The sequence below is a fragment of the Streptosporangium sp. NPDC049046 genome (genome assembly GCF_040649155.1).
Taxonomy (GTDB): Bacteria; Actinomycetota; Actinomycetes; order Streptosporangiales; family Streptosporangiaceae; genus Streptosporangium.
The window spans coordinates 55,142-71,704 of sequence record NZ_JBEZEZ010000034.1; the positions used below are offsets into that span (position 1 = coordinate 55,142).

The window sequence follows — 16,563 nt, forward strand, 5'->3', positions numbered from 1 at the left end:
GTGGCGCTCACTCTCACCGTGCGGCTGCGCCATGGCCGCTACGACGCCGGTGACATGCGGCCCAGCCGGGCCGAGTGGCCCCCTCACCCAGCTCGACTGTTCTGCGCTCTGGCCGCCTCGGCGGTGCGAACGGACGACTGGGACGCCCTGCGCTGGTTGGAACGTGCCGGGGCTCCGGTGGTGCGCGCGGCCATGGACGACGCACGGCCGGGCAGGACCGACTCCTACGTGGTGACCAACCAGACCGAGCAGAGGAGCGGCAGCCAGAGCTGGCCGGGCCGCACGAACGGAGCGCGCGTTCGTGCGTTCGTCACCCCGGCCTGCGACCGGTTCGCCGTGGTGTGGCCGGGTGCCAACCCCGACCCCGGCGTTCTGGCCAAGCTCGGCGCCCTGGCCCGGCGAGTGCCGTACGTCGGCCGCTCGACCAGCCAGGCCGAGGTGAGCGTGAGCGACTCCCTGCCCGACGACGAACCGGCCTGGTCGGAGCTGGCCCCGGTCGCGCTCGGCACCCCCGGCGCGATCGAGCTGCGCGTGCCCTACGTCGGATACACCGACGCGCTCCGAGACGCCTACGACCGTGGCGGGAGAGCGTGGGAGGCCGCGCGTGCGCTGCCGTACTCACCGGTCGTGGCGATGGAGGAGCCTGGCCCGACGCACCTCTCCCCCTGGGACGACCTCATCATCTGGGGATTCGAGCGGCCCAGCGCCCGCATCAGCGGTGACCAGGTCGCCCGGCTCACACTCGCGCTGCGCAAGGCCGTCATGTCCAGGGTCACCGAGCCGATCCCCGCCCAGGTGAGCGGGCACGGGGCCGACGACAGGACCCACGTCGCCTTCCTCGCGCTTCCCGACGTCGAGCAGGAGCACTCCGACGGCCACCTCCTGGGAGTGGCGCTGGCACTCCCCCACCACATGCCCGCCGAAGACTGGAACCGGCTGGCCAAGGCCGTCATGGCCGACCCGCTGACCAGGCTCACCCCCTGGCCCGGCGAGCCGATGCGTCTGAGCCAGGGCCAGAACCTGCGCACCCTGCGTCGCGGCCGGTGGACCGGTCGGGCAGAGGGGACCCGCACCTGGGTCACGGCCACCCCGATGATGACCGACAGCTTCGCCCGTCCCGGCCGCTCGTACGAGCAGATGGTCGCCAAGTCGCTGCGCCGAGCCGGTTTCCCCGATGTCATCGACGTCGAGATCTCGACGGCGCCGCTGACGCGCGGGGCGGTCTGGCGTCCCCGCGCGGGCTCCCTCCCGTCCAACCGACCGAAGAAACCCATCGTGCACGCCCGGGTCATCTTCGACCGCCCTGTGGTGGGGCCGGTGATCGCGGGTTCGCTGCGCTACCTCGGCCTCGGCCTCTTCGTTCCCGAGGGGGTCTCCGGATGAGTGCCCTCGCTGTTACGGACTTCCCCGCCTTCTACAGGGAGGTTCACGGATATGAGCCCTTCCCCTGGCAGACCGCGCTTCTCGACCGGGTGGTCCGGGAGGGCTGGCCGGAGCTGATCGACGTCCCCACCGGCCTGGGCAAGACGTCCGTGATCGATGTCGCCCTCTTCGCGGCGGCCCTCGGCAGGGTTCGAGGACAGGCCGGAGTGCCCAGGCGCGTCTTCTTCGTCGTCGACCGTCGGCTCATCGTCGACGAGGCATACCGGCACTCCGAGACCATCGCCGAGGCTCTCCGCACCTCCAAGCGAGGCAGCCTCGCGGCCAAGGTCGCCACTGCTCTACGGATGGATGCAGACACCGCCGGAGCGCCGGTCGAGGTCACTCGGATGCGCGGCGGGGTCAACTGGTCGTGGCGGTGGATCGAGCGGCCGGATCGGCATGCGATCGTCGTCGGGACCGTCGACCAGGTGGGCAGCCGGTTCCTCTTCCGCGGCTACGGCGTTGGTGAGCACCTGCGTCCGATCGACGCGGCGCTGGTGGGCACCGACAGCCTGATCGTGGTCGATGAGGCCCACCTCTCCGAGGCATTCCTGGCCGGCGTGCGCGGTGCCAAAGACTGTGACGAGACTCCGGCTTCGATCCGTCCGACCGTGGTCAGCATGTCGGCCAGCCCTGAGACCGACACCGCTGACGTGCACGGCATCACCGAGGCGGACGAGAACCACCCGGAGGCGTCCAAGCGGTTGAAGGCGTCCAAACGGCTCCACCTCGTGGACGTGCCGACCACCAAGGCCAACACGGCGAAGGTGATGCCCGACGCCCTCGCCCACTGGGCGCGGGAGCTTCACCGCGAACACCTCGTCGTCGGTGTCGTCGTCAACACCGTGGCGCGGGCGCGGGCCGTGTTCGAGCTTCTCCGCGCCGACCACGAGGGCCACTGCGTGCTGCTCACCGGCAAGATCCGTCCGCTGGACCGCGACTACCTGCTGGCCGCCCACTACGAGCGCATCAGGGCGGGGCGAGACCGCGCGTCCGCCGAGCCGATGTTCGTCGTGGCGACTCAGACGATCGAGGTCGGCGCGAACATCGACCTGGACGCACTGGTGACCGAGTCGTCCTCCTTGCCCGCGCTCATCCAACGTCTCGGCCGCCTGAACCGCCTCGGCGACCAGAAAACCGTGGCCTCGGCGGTCGTGCTGCACGGTTCGGCGGATTCGGACGGCGTGTACGACACGGCCCGCCCGGCGACCTGGGCCTGGCTCTGCGAGCAGGGGGTCACGCCCCTCACCCACTCGCGGAAAGCCCGGCTCCCCGCCGAACCAGGCATCGATGTCTCCCCCTCGGCGCTGCGCGCACTGGTACGTGTCATGCCCCCCGGCCAGTGGGCGACGTTGCGCGAGCCCCGCGCCTATGTCCCCTTCCTGAGCCGGGCCCACCTGGACGTCTGGGCCCGCACCTCGCCGATCCCGCTCAACGACATCCCCATCGCCCCCTACCTGCACGGAATCGAACGGGAGACACCGCAGGTGACGGTGGTCTGGCGCGATCTCCCCGACGACATCGAGTTGTGGCCCGACCTCGTCTGCCTGGTGCCGCCGACCTCGGCCGAGAGCATCGAGTTGCCGCTCCCCGCCGTGAAACGCTGGCTCAGCGGCGAGTCCGGCGGAGACGATATCAGTGACCTGGAAGCCGAGCACCTCCCCGACGTCTCCGTCCCGCCCGGCGGCAGGTCCGTGCTGCGCTACCGCTCACGTGACAGCGCCGAAGTCGTCAAGGACGCGAAGATCCGCGCGTCCGATCTCGTCGTCGTCCCCACCTCCTACGGCGGCTGCGACAAGTACGGCTGGCATCCCGACAGCCGCAAGCCCGCGATCGACATCGCCGACCTCGCGCAGTCCGGCGTCAGGGGAGGAATGACGATCCGCGTCGGCCCGAGCCTGGTCCGCGCCATGGAGACCCACGCCCCCGACCTCGCCCCCGAAGTCGCGGCCTGGGTCGAACGCCTGCGAACCGACCACCAGGACGCCTCCGCGCCGGACCCCGCCCTGTCGCTCCACTCCACACTGAGCAGCCCTCGGCCAGGTCAGGACGACCTGCCTCACCTGACGATGCTCAGACGGCTCACCGGCCGCCCGCGAGGTCGACTGATCGACCACATCGACACCGGCGCACTCCTCCTGTCGTTCGGAACCACCGCGTTCCGCGAAGACGCCACCGCCGCAGGGTCTTCCATCTCCTCCGCGAAGCTCTCCCTCACCGTCCACCAGCGAGAGGTGGCGGAGAAGGCCGAGGAGTTCGCCCGCAATCTGGGCATGGAGCCGGAGGTCATCCGGGCCGTCGGGCTGGCCGCACTCTGGCATGACGAAGGCAAACGCGACCCGCGCTTCCAGGTCATGCTCCACGGCGGCGACCGCTGGGCGGCGGCGGCCGACGACGAACCACTCGCGAAGTCGGGCATGAACCCCGGCGACCGCGCCGCCTTCCGGCGGGCCCGCCGAAGAGCCTCCTATCCGGCGACGATGCGCCACGAAGCGCTCTCCACCCAGATCGCGACAACGCTGCTGACCGACGTACGCGACGTCGACCACGACCTGGTCCTGCACCTCGTCGCCAGCCACCACGGACGGAGCCGCCCGATACTCCCCCCGGTCATCGATCCCGCACCGACCACCAAGATCGAGCGGGACGGCCGGCCCATCGAGGTCGACACCTCCCGATCAGTCGATTGGGCGTCTCCCGCCCGATTTGAGCGCCTCAACCAGCGGTACGGCCGCTGGGGGCTCGCCCGCATGGAAGCCGTCGTCCGGCTGGCCGACATCTGGTGCTCAGCCCTCAGCGAGGAGCGGACATGACGACCTTCGGCACGGAGCTACCCGCCCTCGACGGACGAGACCCACTCGGCTTCCTCGCCGCCCTGGGCCTCCTGCGCGTCTGCGCCGACATCCGCCGCGTACCCACCGCGCTCTCCTTCTCCGACACCACCGCCTGCGCGATCCTGCACAGCCCGTACGAGACGGCCGAGGAGATAGCCGACGCCCTGCGCGATGTCGTCGAGTCGATCCCCGACTCGGCCGTCCTCCCCGACGGCGGAGCCGGTTTCCCGCCGCCGTCCGGCTCGGGAAAGGATCCGCTGCGCCGCTCCCGCGACGACTTTCACCAGCTGATGGCGAGTCATCCCGAGGCGGCGGAGACCTGGCTGCCGTCCCTGGTCACCGATCTCGCCCTCGACAAGCAGGGGCGCTGCGCCATCACACCGTTCACCGCCCCCAGCGGGCAGCAGAAGCTCCGCACGTTCTTCGAAAAACCCCTGGAGGCGGTACGAAACGAGCCCCAGCGACTCCTGGAGGCCCTCGTCGGCTGGCGTCGTGTCGAGGGCTTCACCGGCGAATACCTCGACCACCGCGTGCTGCGCAGCAGCAGCGACGACACCGAAGGCCGTAGCCGGGAAAGTGGTGTCCCCGGAGCCACCTGGCTGGCCACCATGGCCCTGTCCCTCCTCCGCATCACCGGCGACGGCCACCGCCTCCGCGCCACCCTCTGGCATCGAACAGGCTCCACCTCCGTCATGCTGTGGCCTCTCTGGCGCCCCGCCCTCGATCTCCCCTCCGTGAGGAGCCTCCTCGACCACCCCACACTCGCCCCCCGCGATCGCACGCCTACGGTCGACTCCACCCTGTGGCCGGCCCTCGGCGTCTTCAACGTCTACGGAGCAGAACGCCAACGCATCCCCGGCCGCACCTTCGACGGCGTCCTGGCCCCGCTTTCCGTCACAGTCACCTGATTACCGGCGCGCACGCACAACTCGCCATTTGAAAACCACATAGCGTTCGTTCTCCGTCCCGATGGGGAACCTCGTCTTGCTCCACCCACCCCAGCTGCGGTTAGGAACCCCAAGCACGCCCACTTTTCCCGGGGAGTTCCGAAGTCCAAACGAACACTTGAAGCACCAAAACAGACATACCTGTGATCCAATTCAACTACTCTGCACTATAAGCCCAGCTCACGAACCGGTTCCACTCCGGTCTCCGGACTGGTCTCATTGCGGGCGGTGCTCGGGCAACCCCACACGGCCACCCATTCAACAGGTTCCACTCCGGTCTCCGGACTGGCCTCATTGCGGGGGCGACTCCAAGGAGAGCTGGGCCCACGGCTACCGCGTTCCACTCCGGTCTCTGGATCGGTCTCATTGCGGGACGAGCTTGCTCTTGGCCCAGTCGGAGACGCCGGTCGGTTCCACTCCGGTCTCTAGATTGGTCTCATTGCGGGCAGTTCGTCTGGCCGCAGGTGCAGCTCTACAACGGCAGCCGGTTCCACTCCGGTCTCCGGACTGGTCTCATTGCGGGGGATCAGCATTCGTCCGGGCAAGGTCGGCCTCTGCTCGGCGTTCCACTCCGGTCTCCGGACTGGTCTCATTGCGGGGATGCGGGGATCGCAGCGATCGCCCCTGCTCTGGCTGTTTCACTCCGGTCTCCGAACCAGTCTCATTGCGGGATCTGACCCCCCGGGTTCAGGGCCAGGTGTTCGGCGCCGTTCCACTCCGGTCTCCAAATTGGTCTCATTGCGGGCGCTCCTCTTCGGCGGCCTTCGCGGCGCGGGTCTCGGCGGGTTTCACTCCGGTTTCCGGATCGGTCTCATTGCGGGCAGCCCAGCGCACGGAAACGCAGGAGTTTGTCAGTGGTTTCACTCCGGTCACCGGACCGGTCTCATTGCGGGGCGACGTACACCGGGTTCAGGGCGGGGTTGTCGTCCAGTTTCACTCCAGTCACCGAACCGGTCTCATTGCGGACGCTTCCTGGCCGCCTACCAGGCCGCGGCGTCGCTGGCTTCACTCCGGTCTCCGGATCGGCCTCATTGCGGAATCTTGATGCCATCCACCATGTCCCGGTCGATGATGGTTCCACTCTGGTCTCCGAATCGGTCTCATTGCAGAGTCACCGGCCCTGTGACGCGGATGATCGAATGCGTCGGTTCCGCTCCGGTCTCGAGACCGGTCTCCTTGTGGGTTCAGATGCCCGCTCGGGATGGCGCCGCCGCTGAACCGGTCCACTCCGGTCTCCAAACCTGTCTCATTACGTGCGAGAACAGGAGTGCACCCCAAGTCGTCAAGCCAGGTCCGCGAGAGAGCCTTGCTTGATGCTCATGAGGAAGGCATCCCACTCGGCGGCAGCAAAGGAGAGCACTGGGCCGTCGGGGTCCTTGGAGTCGCGGAGCAGGAAAAGGCGTTCGGCGTCTACCTTATGAGCGACTTGAGTGTTGTCGGTGAGCGCAACTTCAACGCAACTGCCGCTGGGAGTGCTCTTGTGCCAGACGCCTACCTCGACACACTGGCCGCCGTTGGCGTTGCTCTGACTGGACTTGCGCCAGGTCACACGCGAAAGATCCATCATGAGCGCCCTTCTGCATCCAATGGCATGTCTCGGATAGCCTGCGCGATCAAGCTGCGAGTCTGGTCCGGCCCGAGGGCTCGTGCGCGCAGATGGTCGAAGAGTAGGACATATGCGTCCACTTCTCGCTGATCCTCCAAATAGACACTTCCCTGCCAATACTCAACATACACAGTGTCCGGATCGGACAGTTTGGGAAAATTCAAGAGCGTGAATCCGCCATCCATTGCGGGGTGGACACCGGCAGCAAAAGGTAACACCTGGATCGTGACGTGGTTCAACTCGGAAACCTGGATCAGTCTCCGAAGTTGATCGCACATGCTCTCACCCCCTCCGACCGGTCGACGTATGACCGCTTCGTTGAGGATGCACCACATCATGGGCGGATCAGGACGTCCCAGCACTCGTTCCTGTCGCTTCATCCGAATCGAGAGCCGTCGTTCCAGTTCCTCGTCTGGCGGCAATACGGGTGCCGACCTCATGACGGCTCGCGCGTAGCCCTCGGTTTGAAGCAGTCCGGGAACAAACTCCGATTGGTACTCCCGCAGGGTTGTTGCCTCCTCTTCGAGACCCACGTAACTCTGGACCCACTCTGGGATCGCTTCAGACATCCGGAACCACCATCCGCGCTTGCGCGCGTCACGGGCGAGCCTCATGAGCGCTTCTCGGCGCTCACCGGTGACCCCGTAGAGATCGAGCATCATGGCCACGAGCGCGACCGTGGCTGCGCTCGTAGCCGATTCGATCCGTGTGATGGTGACGGGTGAGCATCCTGCATGCTCAGCTGCCTGGTCTCGCGTCAACCCTGCCTCCTTCCGGAGGCGTTGCAACTCCGCCGCGAGGCGACGTCTACGCACCGACGGGCTCCGCTGCGCACCCATTTCAATCCTCTCCGTAGTCGACCAACGACAGTGTGTCGAAGTGATCTTCATTCATCAACCTGCACGATGTTCATTTCGATTCTTATTGCTGATCGAGCTACGGTCATGCACACTGAGCACGCAGAGTGATTGATCGCTCATGGAGAGCGATCGTCACCTTCCGCCCGAAGACCTTCAAAGCCGAAAAGGGGTGGCAGGAAGATGAGGACTATTGATCTTCAAGACTGGGGCGGGTGGCTGGTGGAGCTGGCCTGGGAGTTGAACGAGTTGGGGGTCGACTCCGTAGTACGACTCTCTCCCGATCAGCAGCCGAGCATGGAGATCTTCCTGCCGCCCAGACAGGCCGCACAGCAAGGCCACACCTCGGCGGGCGTCTGGGGCCGGGGATGCAGGCGAGGCGCCCGTACCAGAGCTCGGATGGTCTGCGAGCGGATCACGCGGAGGACACGATGAGAGCATTGGGACTGCTGGGCCAGGTCGAGGTGCCCGCGCAGATCGCCGCCGTCCCCCGGGCCCGTCACTACGTCCGCGACCTGCTCAAAGGGCTCGACCATCCGCACACCGACGACGCGCTTCTCCTGCTCACCGAACTCGTCACCAACGCCATCCGCCACTCCGACTCCGGCCGGTCCTCCGACGGCAGGATCATCATCGCTGTCGCCCATCACAATGGAACGCTCCATGTCGATGTCGTAGACGCCGGATCGACCGGACAACGGCCTAGCCTCCGCGCGGGTGTGAGCCCTGACAGCGGTGGAGGACGAGGGCTCTGGCTGGTGCAGGAGTTGTCCTCGGCCTGGGGCTGGTACGAGGCCTTGACGGGCCGCGTGGTGTGGTTCCAGCTGAACGGAAAGTGACCCGTCCCTCATGGTCCGATGGGACTGCCCGCCCCGCTGCCTGAGCCCGCACGTGTCTCCCGTGCGCTCCCACTTCGAGGAGCTCACCTGGCATCCCTCGCACGGGGACGGACGGGTGCGGGTCCTGCGATGGACCTGCGACTGCGAACCGGTCTTCTACGAGCTGTGCCAGGCAAGCGGCCTGCGATTCCTCCGCCGCACGAGGCGCGCGGCACCTGGAAGGGCGTCGGTCGCCGAGAGCGATCGCTGGCAGGCTCAGGAGACGGACGAGATGTGGATCGCCCTGCTGCATGGACTCGTACGGTAGTCAGCGGGATCACGTCTGGTCTGCCGCCATAAATGAGCTTCTATTTATGGATTTCCCACAAAAGACATGAGCATTTGACTGGTCTCACGGCCCGTCAGATGCTGGGCTTGCTCTGATGTCTTGACTTGGGGGGGAATGTCTCGTGCGGAGCGACGTCACGCGAGCTCACTACGACCGCCTCGCCGACCGGTATGACGAAAACTGGGCGTACAGTCCGGAATTCATCCATTGAGGTGATCTCAGCGACTTTTATTTCAGGTAGCCGTGTTCGAAGTGCGTGAGGACGAGTGCGGCTTTGACGATGTCGCCGATTCGGCTGGGGCTGACGGTGATGCGCTGGAGGGTGCGCCAGCGTTGGGTGAGTAGGGCGAAGCCTCGTTCTCCCAGGCAGCGCAGGGCGCGCAGGAGCGCGTTGCGGGCGCGGATGTCGAGGTCGAGGGATCGGCCGTCGGAGGGTTGTTTGACCGGGGTGAGAATGCCGATGCCCGTGCCGTCGTAGCCGGGATCGGCCAGTGAATGCATTGCGGAGATTGAGAGATCTCCGCTCACTGGTTTCACTCCGGTCTCCGGACCGGTCTCATTGCGGGAAGTCGTGGAATCGGACGCCCCCTGGTTCTATACCGCCGTTCCACTCCGGTCTCCGGATCGGTCTCATTGCGGGCGCAGGTGGGTCGGGCTGCTCGACGAGGGGGACGAGTTCCCCTCCGGTCTCCGGACCGGTCTCATTGCGGACGTTCGGGGAGGAATGCGGTGCCGCAGGTGCACACCTGGTCGTTCCACTCCGGTCTCATTGTGGGTCTCTGCCGCCTCGCCGGATTGCCGAGATCCTCGGTGATCACATCTCTCGCCGAACGGAGGGAAGGACCGGTCTAACGAGTCCCGACACGATGAGATGACAGGCGGTCGCCGGCTATGAGTACCTTCGTTTTGATCCATGGCGCGGGAGACGTCGGCTGGTACTGGCACCTGGTGGAGGCCGAGTTACGGGCCCGTGGGCACGACGTGGTCGCTCCGGACCTTCCCTGCGACGACGACTCGGCAGGGCTGAACGAGTACGCCGACGCGGTGATCGAGGCTGTCGGTGACCGCGAGGACCTCGTCGTGGTCGGTCAGTCGTTCGGAGGGTTCACCGCTCCCCTGGTCGCCGCTCGGCTTCCGGTCGATGTGCTGGTCCTGGTGGCCGCGATGATTCCGGCGCCCGGCGAGTCGCCGGTGGAGTGGTGGGAGAACACCGGCTTCCAGGACGCGAAACGGGAGCAGGCACGAAGTGACGGTGAAAGCACCGGCGGCACCGGGGATCCGTACGCCGACTTCTATCACGACGTGCCGCGTGAGCTGGCCGAGGAGGCCATGCGCAGGGAGCGCCCGCAGGCGGAGGCCCGGATGGGTGAGCCCTGGCCCCTCGACGCGTGGCCGGACGTGCCGACGAGATTCGTGCTGTGCGACCAGGATCGTTCCTTCCCGCCTGACTTCTTCCGCCGCCTGGCGGCCGAACGCCTGAACATCACCCCTGACGAGATCGCCGCCGGGCACTGCGTCGCGCTCAGCCGGCCGAAGGAACTGGCGGAAATCCTGGAAGGCTATGCTGCGGCTCGTCGAGCCGGCGGATGACGCCAAAGGTCACGCCTCGCCCGTCACCTCCTCCGGTACGGGACGGGCACGCCGGTTTCGGTGACGCCGCACCAGGGCGGGCGTCCAAGGGGCGAGACCGATGACGAGCAGCAACGCCAGCAGCGGTGTGCGCCACCAGGGCGAGATGGTCGCCGGGGGCGGTGAGGGGGGTGGCGTCACCCAGGGGCGAGCGGTCTTTGACCAGGCCAGGAAGGCGTCGCCGATCGGGAGGAGGCCGAAGGCGTACCTCTTGGTCCAGGGGGTGTCGATCGGCAGGCCGGCCAGCTCGCCGTAGTTCGCCAGGGCCTCGGCGAGCGGGGCGTCGCCGTGGATCTGGGCGGTGCCGAGGGCCACCGCGGTCGCCGACAGGCTCACGCCGAGCGGGAGCGGACCGGAGTCGACGTCACTCGGGCCGTCCATGCCCACGGGGTACTCGCGCACGGCCGGTCCGAGGCCGAGCGGGGAGACGACGTAGAGGTCGCGAAAGCGCCGGTACTGCTCGGCGGCGAAGGCCGGGTCGATCTCGACGAGGAAGCGCTGGCCGAGGCTCTGCGAGCTGCCTCTGGCCACCTCGGCCGGGGCGCCGGTGCCGGGGTCGGCGTGGTGCGGGAGCAGGCCGGTGCGGGGATCGAGCCGCCGGCGTACCGCCTGGAGCCATCGGTCGGCGGTACCGGCGAACCGGGGTGGCAGCAGCGTGTCGTGCAGCCGCAGCGACGCCATGGCCACGATCGAGTCGACCGGCCACGCCTGCCCGGGGTAGGCCTCCAGGTAGGGCGACTCCGAGGCGCCGAACGCCTCGCCGAGCGCGGCGGAGTCGTCGGCGAACCGGCGCAGCTCGGCCGGGTCGCGCCGCTCGGACGGTTGCAGGGCGAGCGTCCCGCCGCGCAGCCAGTTGGTCCAGCCCCGGTAGAAGACGCCGTGCGGCGGGGTGAGGTCCGTGCTGAACGGGGCGCGGCCGGACGGGGACTCCAGCCGGGCCAGCGCCCAGCGCGCCTCCCGCAGCGCCGCCGACCGCTCGCCGGCCGGTTCGCGCATGCCGAGCTCGACCCAGCTCAGGCCGTACAGCACGTGCAGGAAGACGTAGCCCTCGGGGAACAGGTTCTGCGCCTGGTCTCCGGCGCCGCCGTCGAGTGCCGCACGCAGGAACGTCAGCTGCCGCCGGACCCCGGGCGGCTCGTCGGCCGTACCCGCCGTGGCGGGCACGACGAGCCGCACCGCGCCCAGCAGCGCGCAGAGACCGACCGCGACGGCGATCACTCGTCGCAGCACCCGGCGCACCGGTGCACGCGTTCTCTGAGGCGGTGTCACCTGCGCTGCGGAGGGCGGCCTGAGCATTCGATGATCTTAGTTCGGCGCGGGGCGGAATGTCCGTCCAAGCGAACGTCCCGCCGAGGGTGACCGCCCGCGTTACGAAACGTCCTTCAGGAGACTGTTCGGGGCGTCATCCGAAGTCCCCGAACGCGGGGTAGCCCGGCAGCGGGGGGACGTCCCAGCCACCGGCCACGTCCCGGAGCAGCAGCCGCATCGTCTCCGCGAAGGCCGGGAACTCCTCCAGGGTGCTCGCCGTCTCCCAGCGGTGCCTCAGCAACTGCCGCAGCGTCGGGACCGGACGCCGGGTCCTGTGGATCGGCTCGTCCTTCGCCATGCGCGGGATCAGGTTGGCCGTCATATACACCGTCCAGAGCGCGACCGCCCGCCGGATCCCTGGCTGCCAGATCTCGTCCTCGACCAGCTGCGGGTACACCGTGACGACCTCCGCGCGGTAGGTCTCCTCGATCTTCTCCGCCAGACCGGCGGGCAGCGTGAAGACGCACCAGCAGGTGGCGAAGGGCATCCGGCAGTACGCGGCCGTCATGAAGACCGGCAGGTAGCAGGCCGACTCGAAGTCGATGAGTCGCAGGCCGTCCGGGGTGAGCAGGTTGTTGTCCGGGCAGGTGTCGCCGGGGGTGAAGGCGAGATACTCGTCCGCGCCCGTCGCCGCGATCCGTTCCAGCTCCCCGGCCAGCTCCGGCGGCGCCTCGACGCCGATCCCGGCGAGCGCCGCGGGGAATTCGGCCGCGTACCGGAGGAGCCACGGCTCCTCGTCCCAGGACGGCACGCCCATGCCGTACCCGGCGGACAGGGCGGCCAGGTCGGCGCGCCGGTGAACCGACGCGGCGGCCAGTCGCCCGAGCCCGCGTGCCCAGGCCGACAGGCCGTCCAGGGCGGCCTGCGGATCGTCGCCGAGCAGCACGTCCGCCAGTGTCGGCGCGAACCCGAGGTCCTCCATCACCAGCAGCGGGATCGAGTCGTCCACGCCCAGCAGCTCGGGACCGGCCAGCCGCAACGAGAGCCCGGCCGCCTCGGCGGTGAACGCGCGCAGGTCATCGGGCTCCGTGCCGTACTTCTTGACGACGACACTGCCGCCGGAAGCCGTCCGGCAGCGCAGGACGACAGTGCGCGGGCTGCCGCCGAGGTCCACCGGGTCGGACAGCTCGGTTCCCATCACGTCACCGGCGGCGCGCAGGATCGCATCCATCCCGACATCCTGCATCATCCGTCTCCGGACCGGTCTCATCGCGGCGGTCGAGGTCGCCGGTGTGAGCGGGGCAGGTGTCAGCCCCTCCCTGGGGTGTGGCGCTCCGGTCTTCGGGCCGGCCTCATCGCGGCGGTAAGGTCGCCGGTATGAGCGGTGTACGGGTGGTGCTGCTCGGGGGAACGTCGAACGTCGGGAAGTCGACCATCGGCCGGGCGGTGGCCGACCGGCTCGGTTTCGAGTGCCTGTCGACGGACAAGCTCGCGCGGCACCCCGGACGGCCCTGGCGGACCCCGGAGTGGGAGGTGCCGGCGCACGTCGCCGAGCACTACAGAACGCTCACGGTCGACGAGCTGATCGCGTCCGTGCTCGGCCACTACGAACGGCTGTGGCCTCGCATCGAGGAGCTGATCACGGCCCGTTCGTCCGGCACCGGCACGGGCCTGGTCCTGGAGGGGTCGGCGCTCTGGCCCACCCGTGTCGCGGAGCTGAACGTCTCGCACACGGCCGCCGTGTGGCTCACCGCGGACGACGCCGTCGTGCGTGCTCGGGTGCGCGCGGCCGGCCGCTACGAGGTGGCGACCGGCGACGAACGACACTTGATGGACAGTTTCCTTGCCCGCACGGAGCGTTATCAGTCGCTCATGCTGGAGGTCGTCGACAGGCTGGGGCTGGATCGCATCGACACGGGTGGTGGCCGGTCCGTCGCGGAGCTGGTCGACTCGGTGCTCTCGGTGGTCAGCGTCCAGAACGCCGTGGGGCGATCGTCCTCTGAACGCTGACCATGCCGGCGCGGTGAGCCGATCGCCCCGCCGGACGGTCACGGTGGACCGCTCGCCCCGCGGGACGACGACCGCGCCGACGCGGTTCTCCGCGTGGACGCGGGGCAGGGCGGGGCGTGGACATGGGACGGAGCGGCTGTTGACCAGGTGTGCCGAGAGGGGTCACCCCCGCGTCACACGGGTCCGGGAGTAGGCGTACGGCCGCGAGGGCGGCGTGGCCGGGATGCGCCGAGCGGGTGGCAGGTCCCAGCGGGCGAAGACCACCTTTCCACCGCCCGGTGAGGGGTGGTGGCCCCATTCGTCGGCGCACATGCCGACGAGCAGCAGGCCCCGGCCGCTCTCGTCGTCCTCCCCCGCCTCGGTGACCTCGGGCGAGTCGTCGGAGCTGTCCCACACCTCCACGCGCAGGCCCTCGGTGGTGAGGTGGAGCCGCAGGAGGATCGGGTACGGGCCGGCGGTTCGCGGGTGGCCGCTGCCGGGCGGTCGGTCGGAGGTGTGCGGGTGGCCGGGCACGGGTGAGTGGCCGGAGGCGTGCGGGTGGCCTGGAGCCGGTGGGTGGGTGTAGCCGTACGGGACCGGCGGGGTCGCGGTGGCCTTGATGGCGTTGGTGGTCATCTCGGAGACGACCAGGACGCAGAGCTCGGACAGCTCCTCCAGGCCCCATGTCCGCAGTTGCGCGCGGGTGAAGTCGCGTGCCTGGGAGGCCGCGACCGGCTGCGCCACCAGCCGCAACTCGTTCGTGTCCAGAGAGTCCAGGGAGTCCGGGGAGCCTTGGGAGTCCGGGGACAGGTGGTCGGCGGCGTCCGGATCAGGGTGAAACGGTGAGTGCATCGGTCCCAGCCGTTCGACGGGGAGCACGGTCATTGCTGGCTCCAGGGAGGTTCAACGGAGATTCGGTCGCGCGTCCCCGGCGCAGGAAGGGACGCCCCCGCCCGAGCGGTGAGACCACATGGATCCGACGGCTCCGGCGTTGTCTCAAGCCTGCTGCACGAAGTGTGCAGGAAACAGGCGACGGCAGCGAGTCTGTTCGTCACCCTGAGGGGCCATCTCGTCTCGTAGAGCGACGACGCGGCAAGTAGCGGCGATCTGGTCGCCGGTTTCTGTACTCGGTAGTCACCGAACGTGATTGACCAGTAACGTTCAGCCCGAAGAATTGCCGCCGGAGAACCCGCCGGGAGGGGCTGAGACGATGCCACGTGCACCGCGCAGCGTCAAGCAGCAGATGGACGCCTTCAGCGCTGAGCTTCGCGAACGTGGTTGCACGTGGGCCGAGGTCGCCGCTGAGTTCAAGCTACGTTGGCGCCTGAACTCCCGCCAGGGCTTCCGTGAGGCGCATCGCCTGACACAAGCCAAGGTCTGCCATCTATGGAACGAATACTGGCCGAACGAGCCACTGACGACCCGGAAACTCGGGTCGTGGGAAGCGTGGCCCGGCCCCACCGGCAACGAGCCGCCGATCGCCGGGCTCAACCGGCTGGCACGCATCTACCAGTGCCGCACCGCCGACCTGGTCGACGGTGAAGATCACCGCGATGCCGACGAGCACAACGCGGCGGCCGTCCGGTCCCGGGGGCGGGCGCTGGTGGCGGCCGGGGCGGCGGGCAGCCTCGATCCCGAGGACATCCAGGGGGTGCTGGCGGCCCTGCCCACCCTGTCCATGGGACCCGTGCCGTTCGGGACGCCGCGCGACGAGGAGTACGACGCCCTGGTGCAGGCGCTCGCCCGGTGGGCGGCGGCGATGAAACGACGCGACGTCCTGGCCCTGATCAGGGCCGCCGCGGCGGCGGCTGCGGCCTCTCCGCTGCTGGACAGGCTCAACGGCGACGAGCTCGACCGGCTCGCACTGATCGCCGCGGAACCGTCCCGGGTGGACGAGGCCACCGTCGCTCACATCGACGCCGTGCTGCACCACTGCATGCGCCAGGAGGACACCCTCGGCCCGCAGTCGGTGCTGGGGACCGTGCTCGCACAGCACCACCTGGTGCGTTCGCTGATCCCGGCCGCGTCGACCGACGAGGTGCGCGACCGGCTGCTGTCGCTGCTGGCCAACATCTGCAGGTTCACCGCCTGGGTGCTGTTCAACCTCAACGACTTCAACGGGGCGAACCACTACTACGAGCAGGCCAAGTCGGCCGCGCACCAGGCCGACAACGACGCGATGAACAGCTTCGTCCTGGCCAACTGGTCGCAGCTCGCGACCTGGCGGGGCGACCCCAGGCAGGGGGTCGAGCACGCGCTGGGTGCGCTGGCCTGGGGGCAGCGCGCCAACAGCAAGCTGCTGGTGTCGTACGCGTGTGACGTGGGGGCCCGCGCCTACTCGGCGGTGTTGCGCCGCTCGGGCAAGAGCGACCGTCACAAGGACCATGCCCGGTGCATGACCAGCCTCGACCAGGCCCGCCGCGAGCTGGGTCACGCGGGCGAGGGCGACGTGGGGGCCGAGTTGCTCTACTTCTACGGCGACGGGCAGTATCTGTCGACCAAGACCAAGTGCCTGCTGGACATGGACGACACCCAGACCGCGATCGAGATGGCCGCCCGGTCCCTGACCCGGATCGATCCGGCGTTCGTCCGCAACATGGCGTTCATCCACCTGGATCTGGCGCGCGGGCACCTGCGGCTGCGCGCCATCGACGAGGCGTGCGAGCAGATCGGTGAGGCCGCCCGTCTGACCTGTAGAAACACCTCGCCGCGGCTGGCGCGCTCGGTGGTGGAGGTCCGCGAGACGCTGAATCCGTGGGCGAGGACCCGTCAGGTCGTCGCCCTGGACGAGAAGCTGCACGCCTTCCAGCTCATCGCCTGACGGCTTCCCGCCCATCGGCTGACCGTTTTGGTCCTTCGCCGTA

The 16,563-nt window shown here is 68.6% G+C and carries 14 protein-coding genes and 1 pseudogene; 9 read left to right on the plus strand and 6 right to left on the minus strand.

All coding sequences use genetic code 11. From position 1 onward, the window contains the following. Genes csb2 through AB0B96_RS34450 form a run of 3 tightly spaced genes read left to right on the plus strand, consistent with a single transcriptional unit; the run spans position 1 to position 5,164 of the window. Positions 1-1,383, plus strand: coding sequence for a type I-U CRISPR-associated protein Csb2 (csb2, locus tag AB0B96_RS34440; protein ID WP_362905562.1), 1,383 nt, complete (start codon positions 1-3; stop codon positions 1,381-1,383). Beyond that, a complete protein-coding gene (cas3u, locus tag AB0B96_RS34445; RefSeq protein ID WP_362905564.1) occupies positions 1,380-4,235 on the plus strand; it encodes a type I-U CRISPR-associated helicase/endonuclease Cas3 in 2,856 nt (951 codons plus the stop codon). Before csb2 ends, cas3u begins: the two co-directional genes overlap by 4 nt. After that, positions 4,232-5,164 (plus strand): hypothetical protein, encoded by a 933-nt coding sequence (locus AB0B96_RS34450; protein ID WP_362905566.1) that lies wholly within the window; start codon positions 4,232-4,234, stop codon positions 5,162-5,164. The genes cas3u and AB0B96_RS34450 overlap by 4 nt, the downstream gene beginning before the upstream one ends. A 1,321-nt stretch (positions 5,165-6,485) precedes the next feature. Here AB0B96_RS34450 and AB0B96_RS34455 read toward each other — a convergent pair. Next, a complete protein-coding gene (locus AB0B96_RS34455; RefSeq protein ID WP_362905568.1) occupies positions 6,486-6,752 on the minus strand; it encodes a DUF397 domain-containing protein in 267 nt (88 codons plus the stop codon). Between the two features lie 14 nt (positions 6,753-6,766). Then, entirely contained in the window at positions 6,767-7,699 is a 933-nt protein-coding gene (locus tag AB0B96_RS34460; protein WP_362905570.1) for a helix-turn-helix transcriptional regulator, read from the minus strand. A gap of 150 nt (positions 7,700-7,849) precedes the next feature. On the opposite strand from AB0B96_RS34460, the gene AB0B96_RS34465 reads away from it, so the two are divergent. From AB0B96_RS34465 to AB0B96_RS34475, 3 genes are read left to right on the plus strand one after another with little or no spacing between them, the layout of a single operon-like run. Next, complete coding sequence (locus AB0B96_RS34465; RefSeq protein ID WP_362905572.1) at positions 7,850-8,101, plus strand: hypothetical protein; 252 nt, start codon at positions 7,850-7,852, stop codon at positions 8,099-8,101. Continuing rightward, positions 8,098-8,505: an ATP-binding protein gene (locus tag AB0B96_RS34470; RefSeq protein WP_362905574.1), complete on the plus strand. Its 408-nt coding sequence runs from the start codon at positions 8,098-8,100 to the stop codon at positions 8,503-8,505. Before AB0B96_RS34465 ends, AB0B96_RS34470 begins: the two co-directional genes overlap by 4 nt. Positions 8,506-8,515: 10 nt before the next feature. Next, positions 8,516-8,812, plus strand: coding sequence for a hypothetical protein (locus AB0B96_RS34475; RefSeq protein WP_362905576.1), 297 nt, complete (start codon positions 8,516-8,518; stop codon positions 8,810-8,812). 249 nt (positions 8,813-9,061) lie between these two features. On the opposite strand, the pseudogene AB0B96_RS34480 reads toward AB0B96_RS34475, so the two are convergent. Continuing rightward, a pseudogene (locus tag AB0B96_RS34480) lies at positions 9,062-9,325 on the minus strand (transposase family protein); the annotation flags it as partial. Between the two features lie 399 nt (positions 9,326-9,724). Between AB0B96_RS34480 and AB0B96_RS34485 the strand changes: the two are divergent. Next, positions 9,725-10,423 (plus strand): alpha/beta hydrolase, encoded by a 699-nt coding sequence (locus AB0B96_RS34485; protein WP_362905578.1) that lies wholly within the window; start codon positions 9,725-9,727, stop codon positions 10,421-10,423. A gap of 9 nt (positions 10,424-10,432) precedes the next feature. Here the strand turns inward: AB0B96_RS34485 and AB0B96_RS34490 are convergent, their stop codons facing one another. Further along, entirely contained in the window at positions 10,433-11,692 is a 1,260-nt protein-coding gene (locus tag AB0B96_RS34490) for a hypothetical protein (protein WP_362905580.1), read from the minus strand. A gap of 172 nt (positions 11,693-11,864) precedes the next feature. Further along, complete coding sequence (locus AB0B96_RS34495) at positions 11,865-12,941, minus strand: hypothetical protein (protein ID WP_362905582.1); 1,077 nt, start codon at positions 12,939-12,941, stop codon at positions 11,865-11,867. Positions 12,942-13,087: 146 nt separating this feature from the next. Between AB0B96_RS34495 and AB0B96_RS34500 the strand changes: the two genes are divergently transcribed. Continuing rightward, positions 13,088-13,720, plus strand: coding sequence for a hypothetical protein (locus AB0B96_RS34500; protein WP_362905584.1), 633 nt, complete (start codon positions 13,088-13,090; stop codon positions 13,718-13,720). A gap of 162 nt (positions 13,721-13,882) precedes the next feature. Here AB0B96_RS34500 and AB0B96_RS34505 read toward each other — a convergent pair whose 3' ends face one another. Beyond that, positions 13,883-14,584, minus strand: coding sequence for an ATP-binding protein (locus tag AB0B96_RS34505; protein ID WP_362905586.1), 702 nt, complete (start codon positions 14,582-14,584; stop codon positions 13,883-13,885). A 325-nt stretch (positions 14,585-14,909) separates the two neighbouring features. Here AB0B96_RS34505 and AB0B96_RS34510 point away from each other — a divergent pair, with 325 nt between their 5' ends. Next, positions 14,910-16,520 (plus strand): hypothetical protein, encoded by a 1,611-nt coding sequence (locus AB0B96_RS34510; RefSeq protein WP_362905588.1) that lies wholly within the window; start codon positions 14,910-14,912, stop codon positions 16,518-16,520. Positions 16,521-16,563 lie beyond the last annotated feature (43 nt).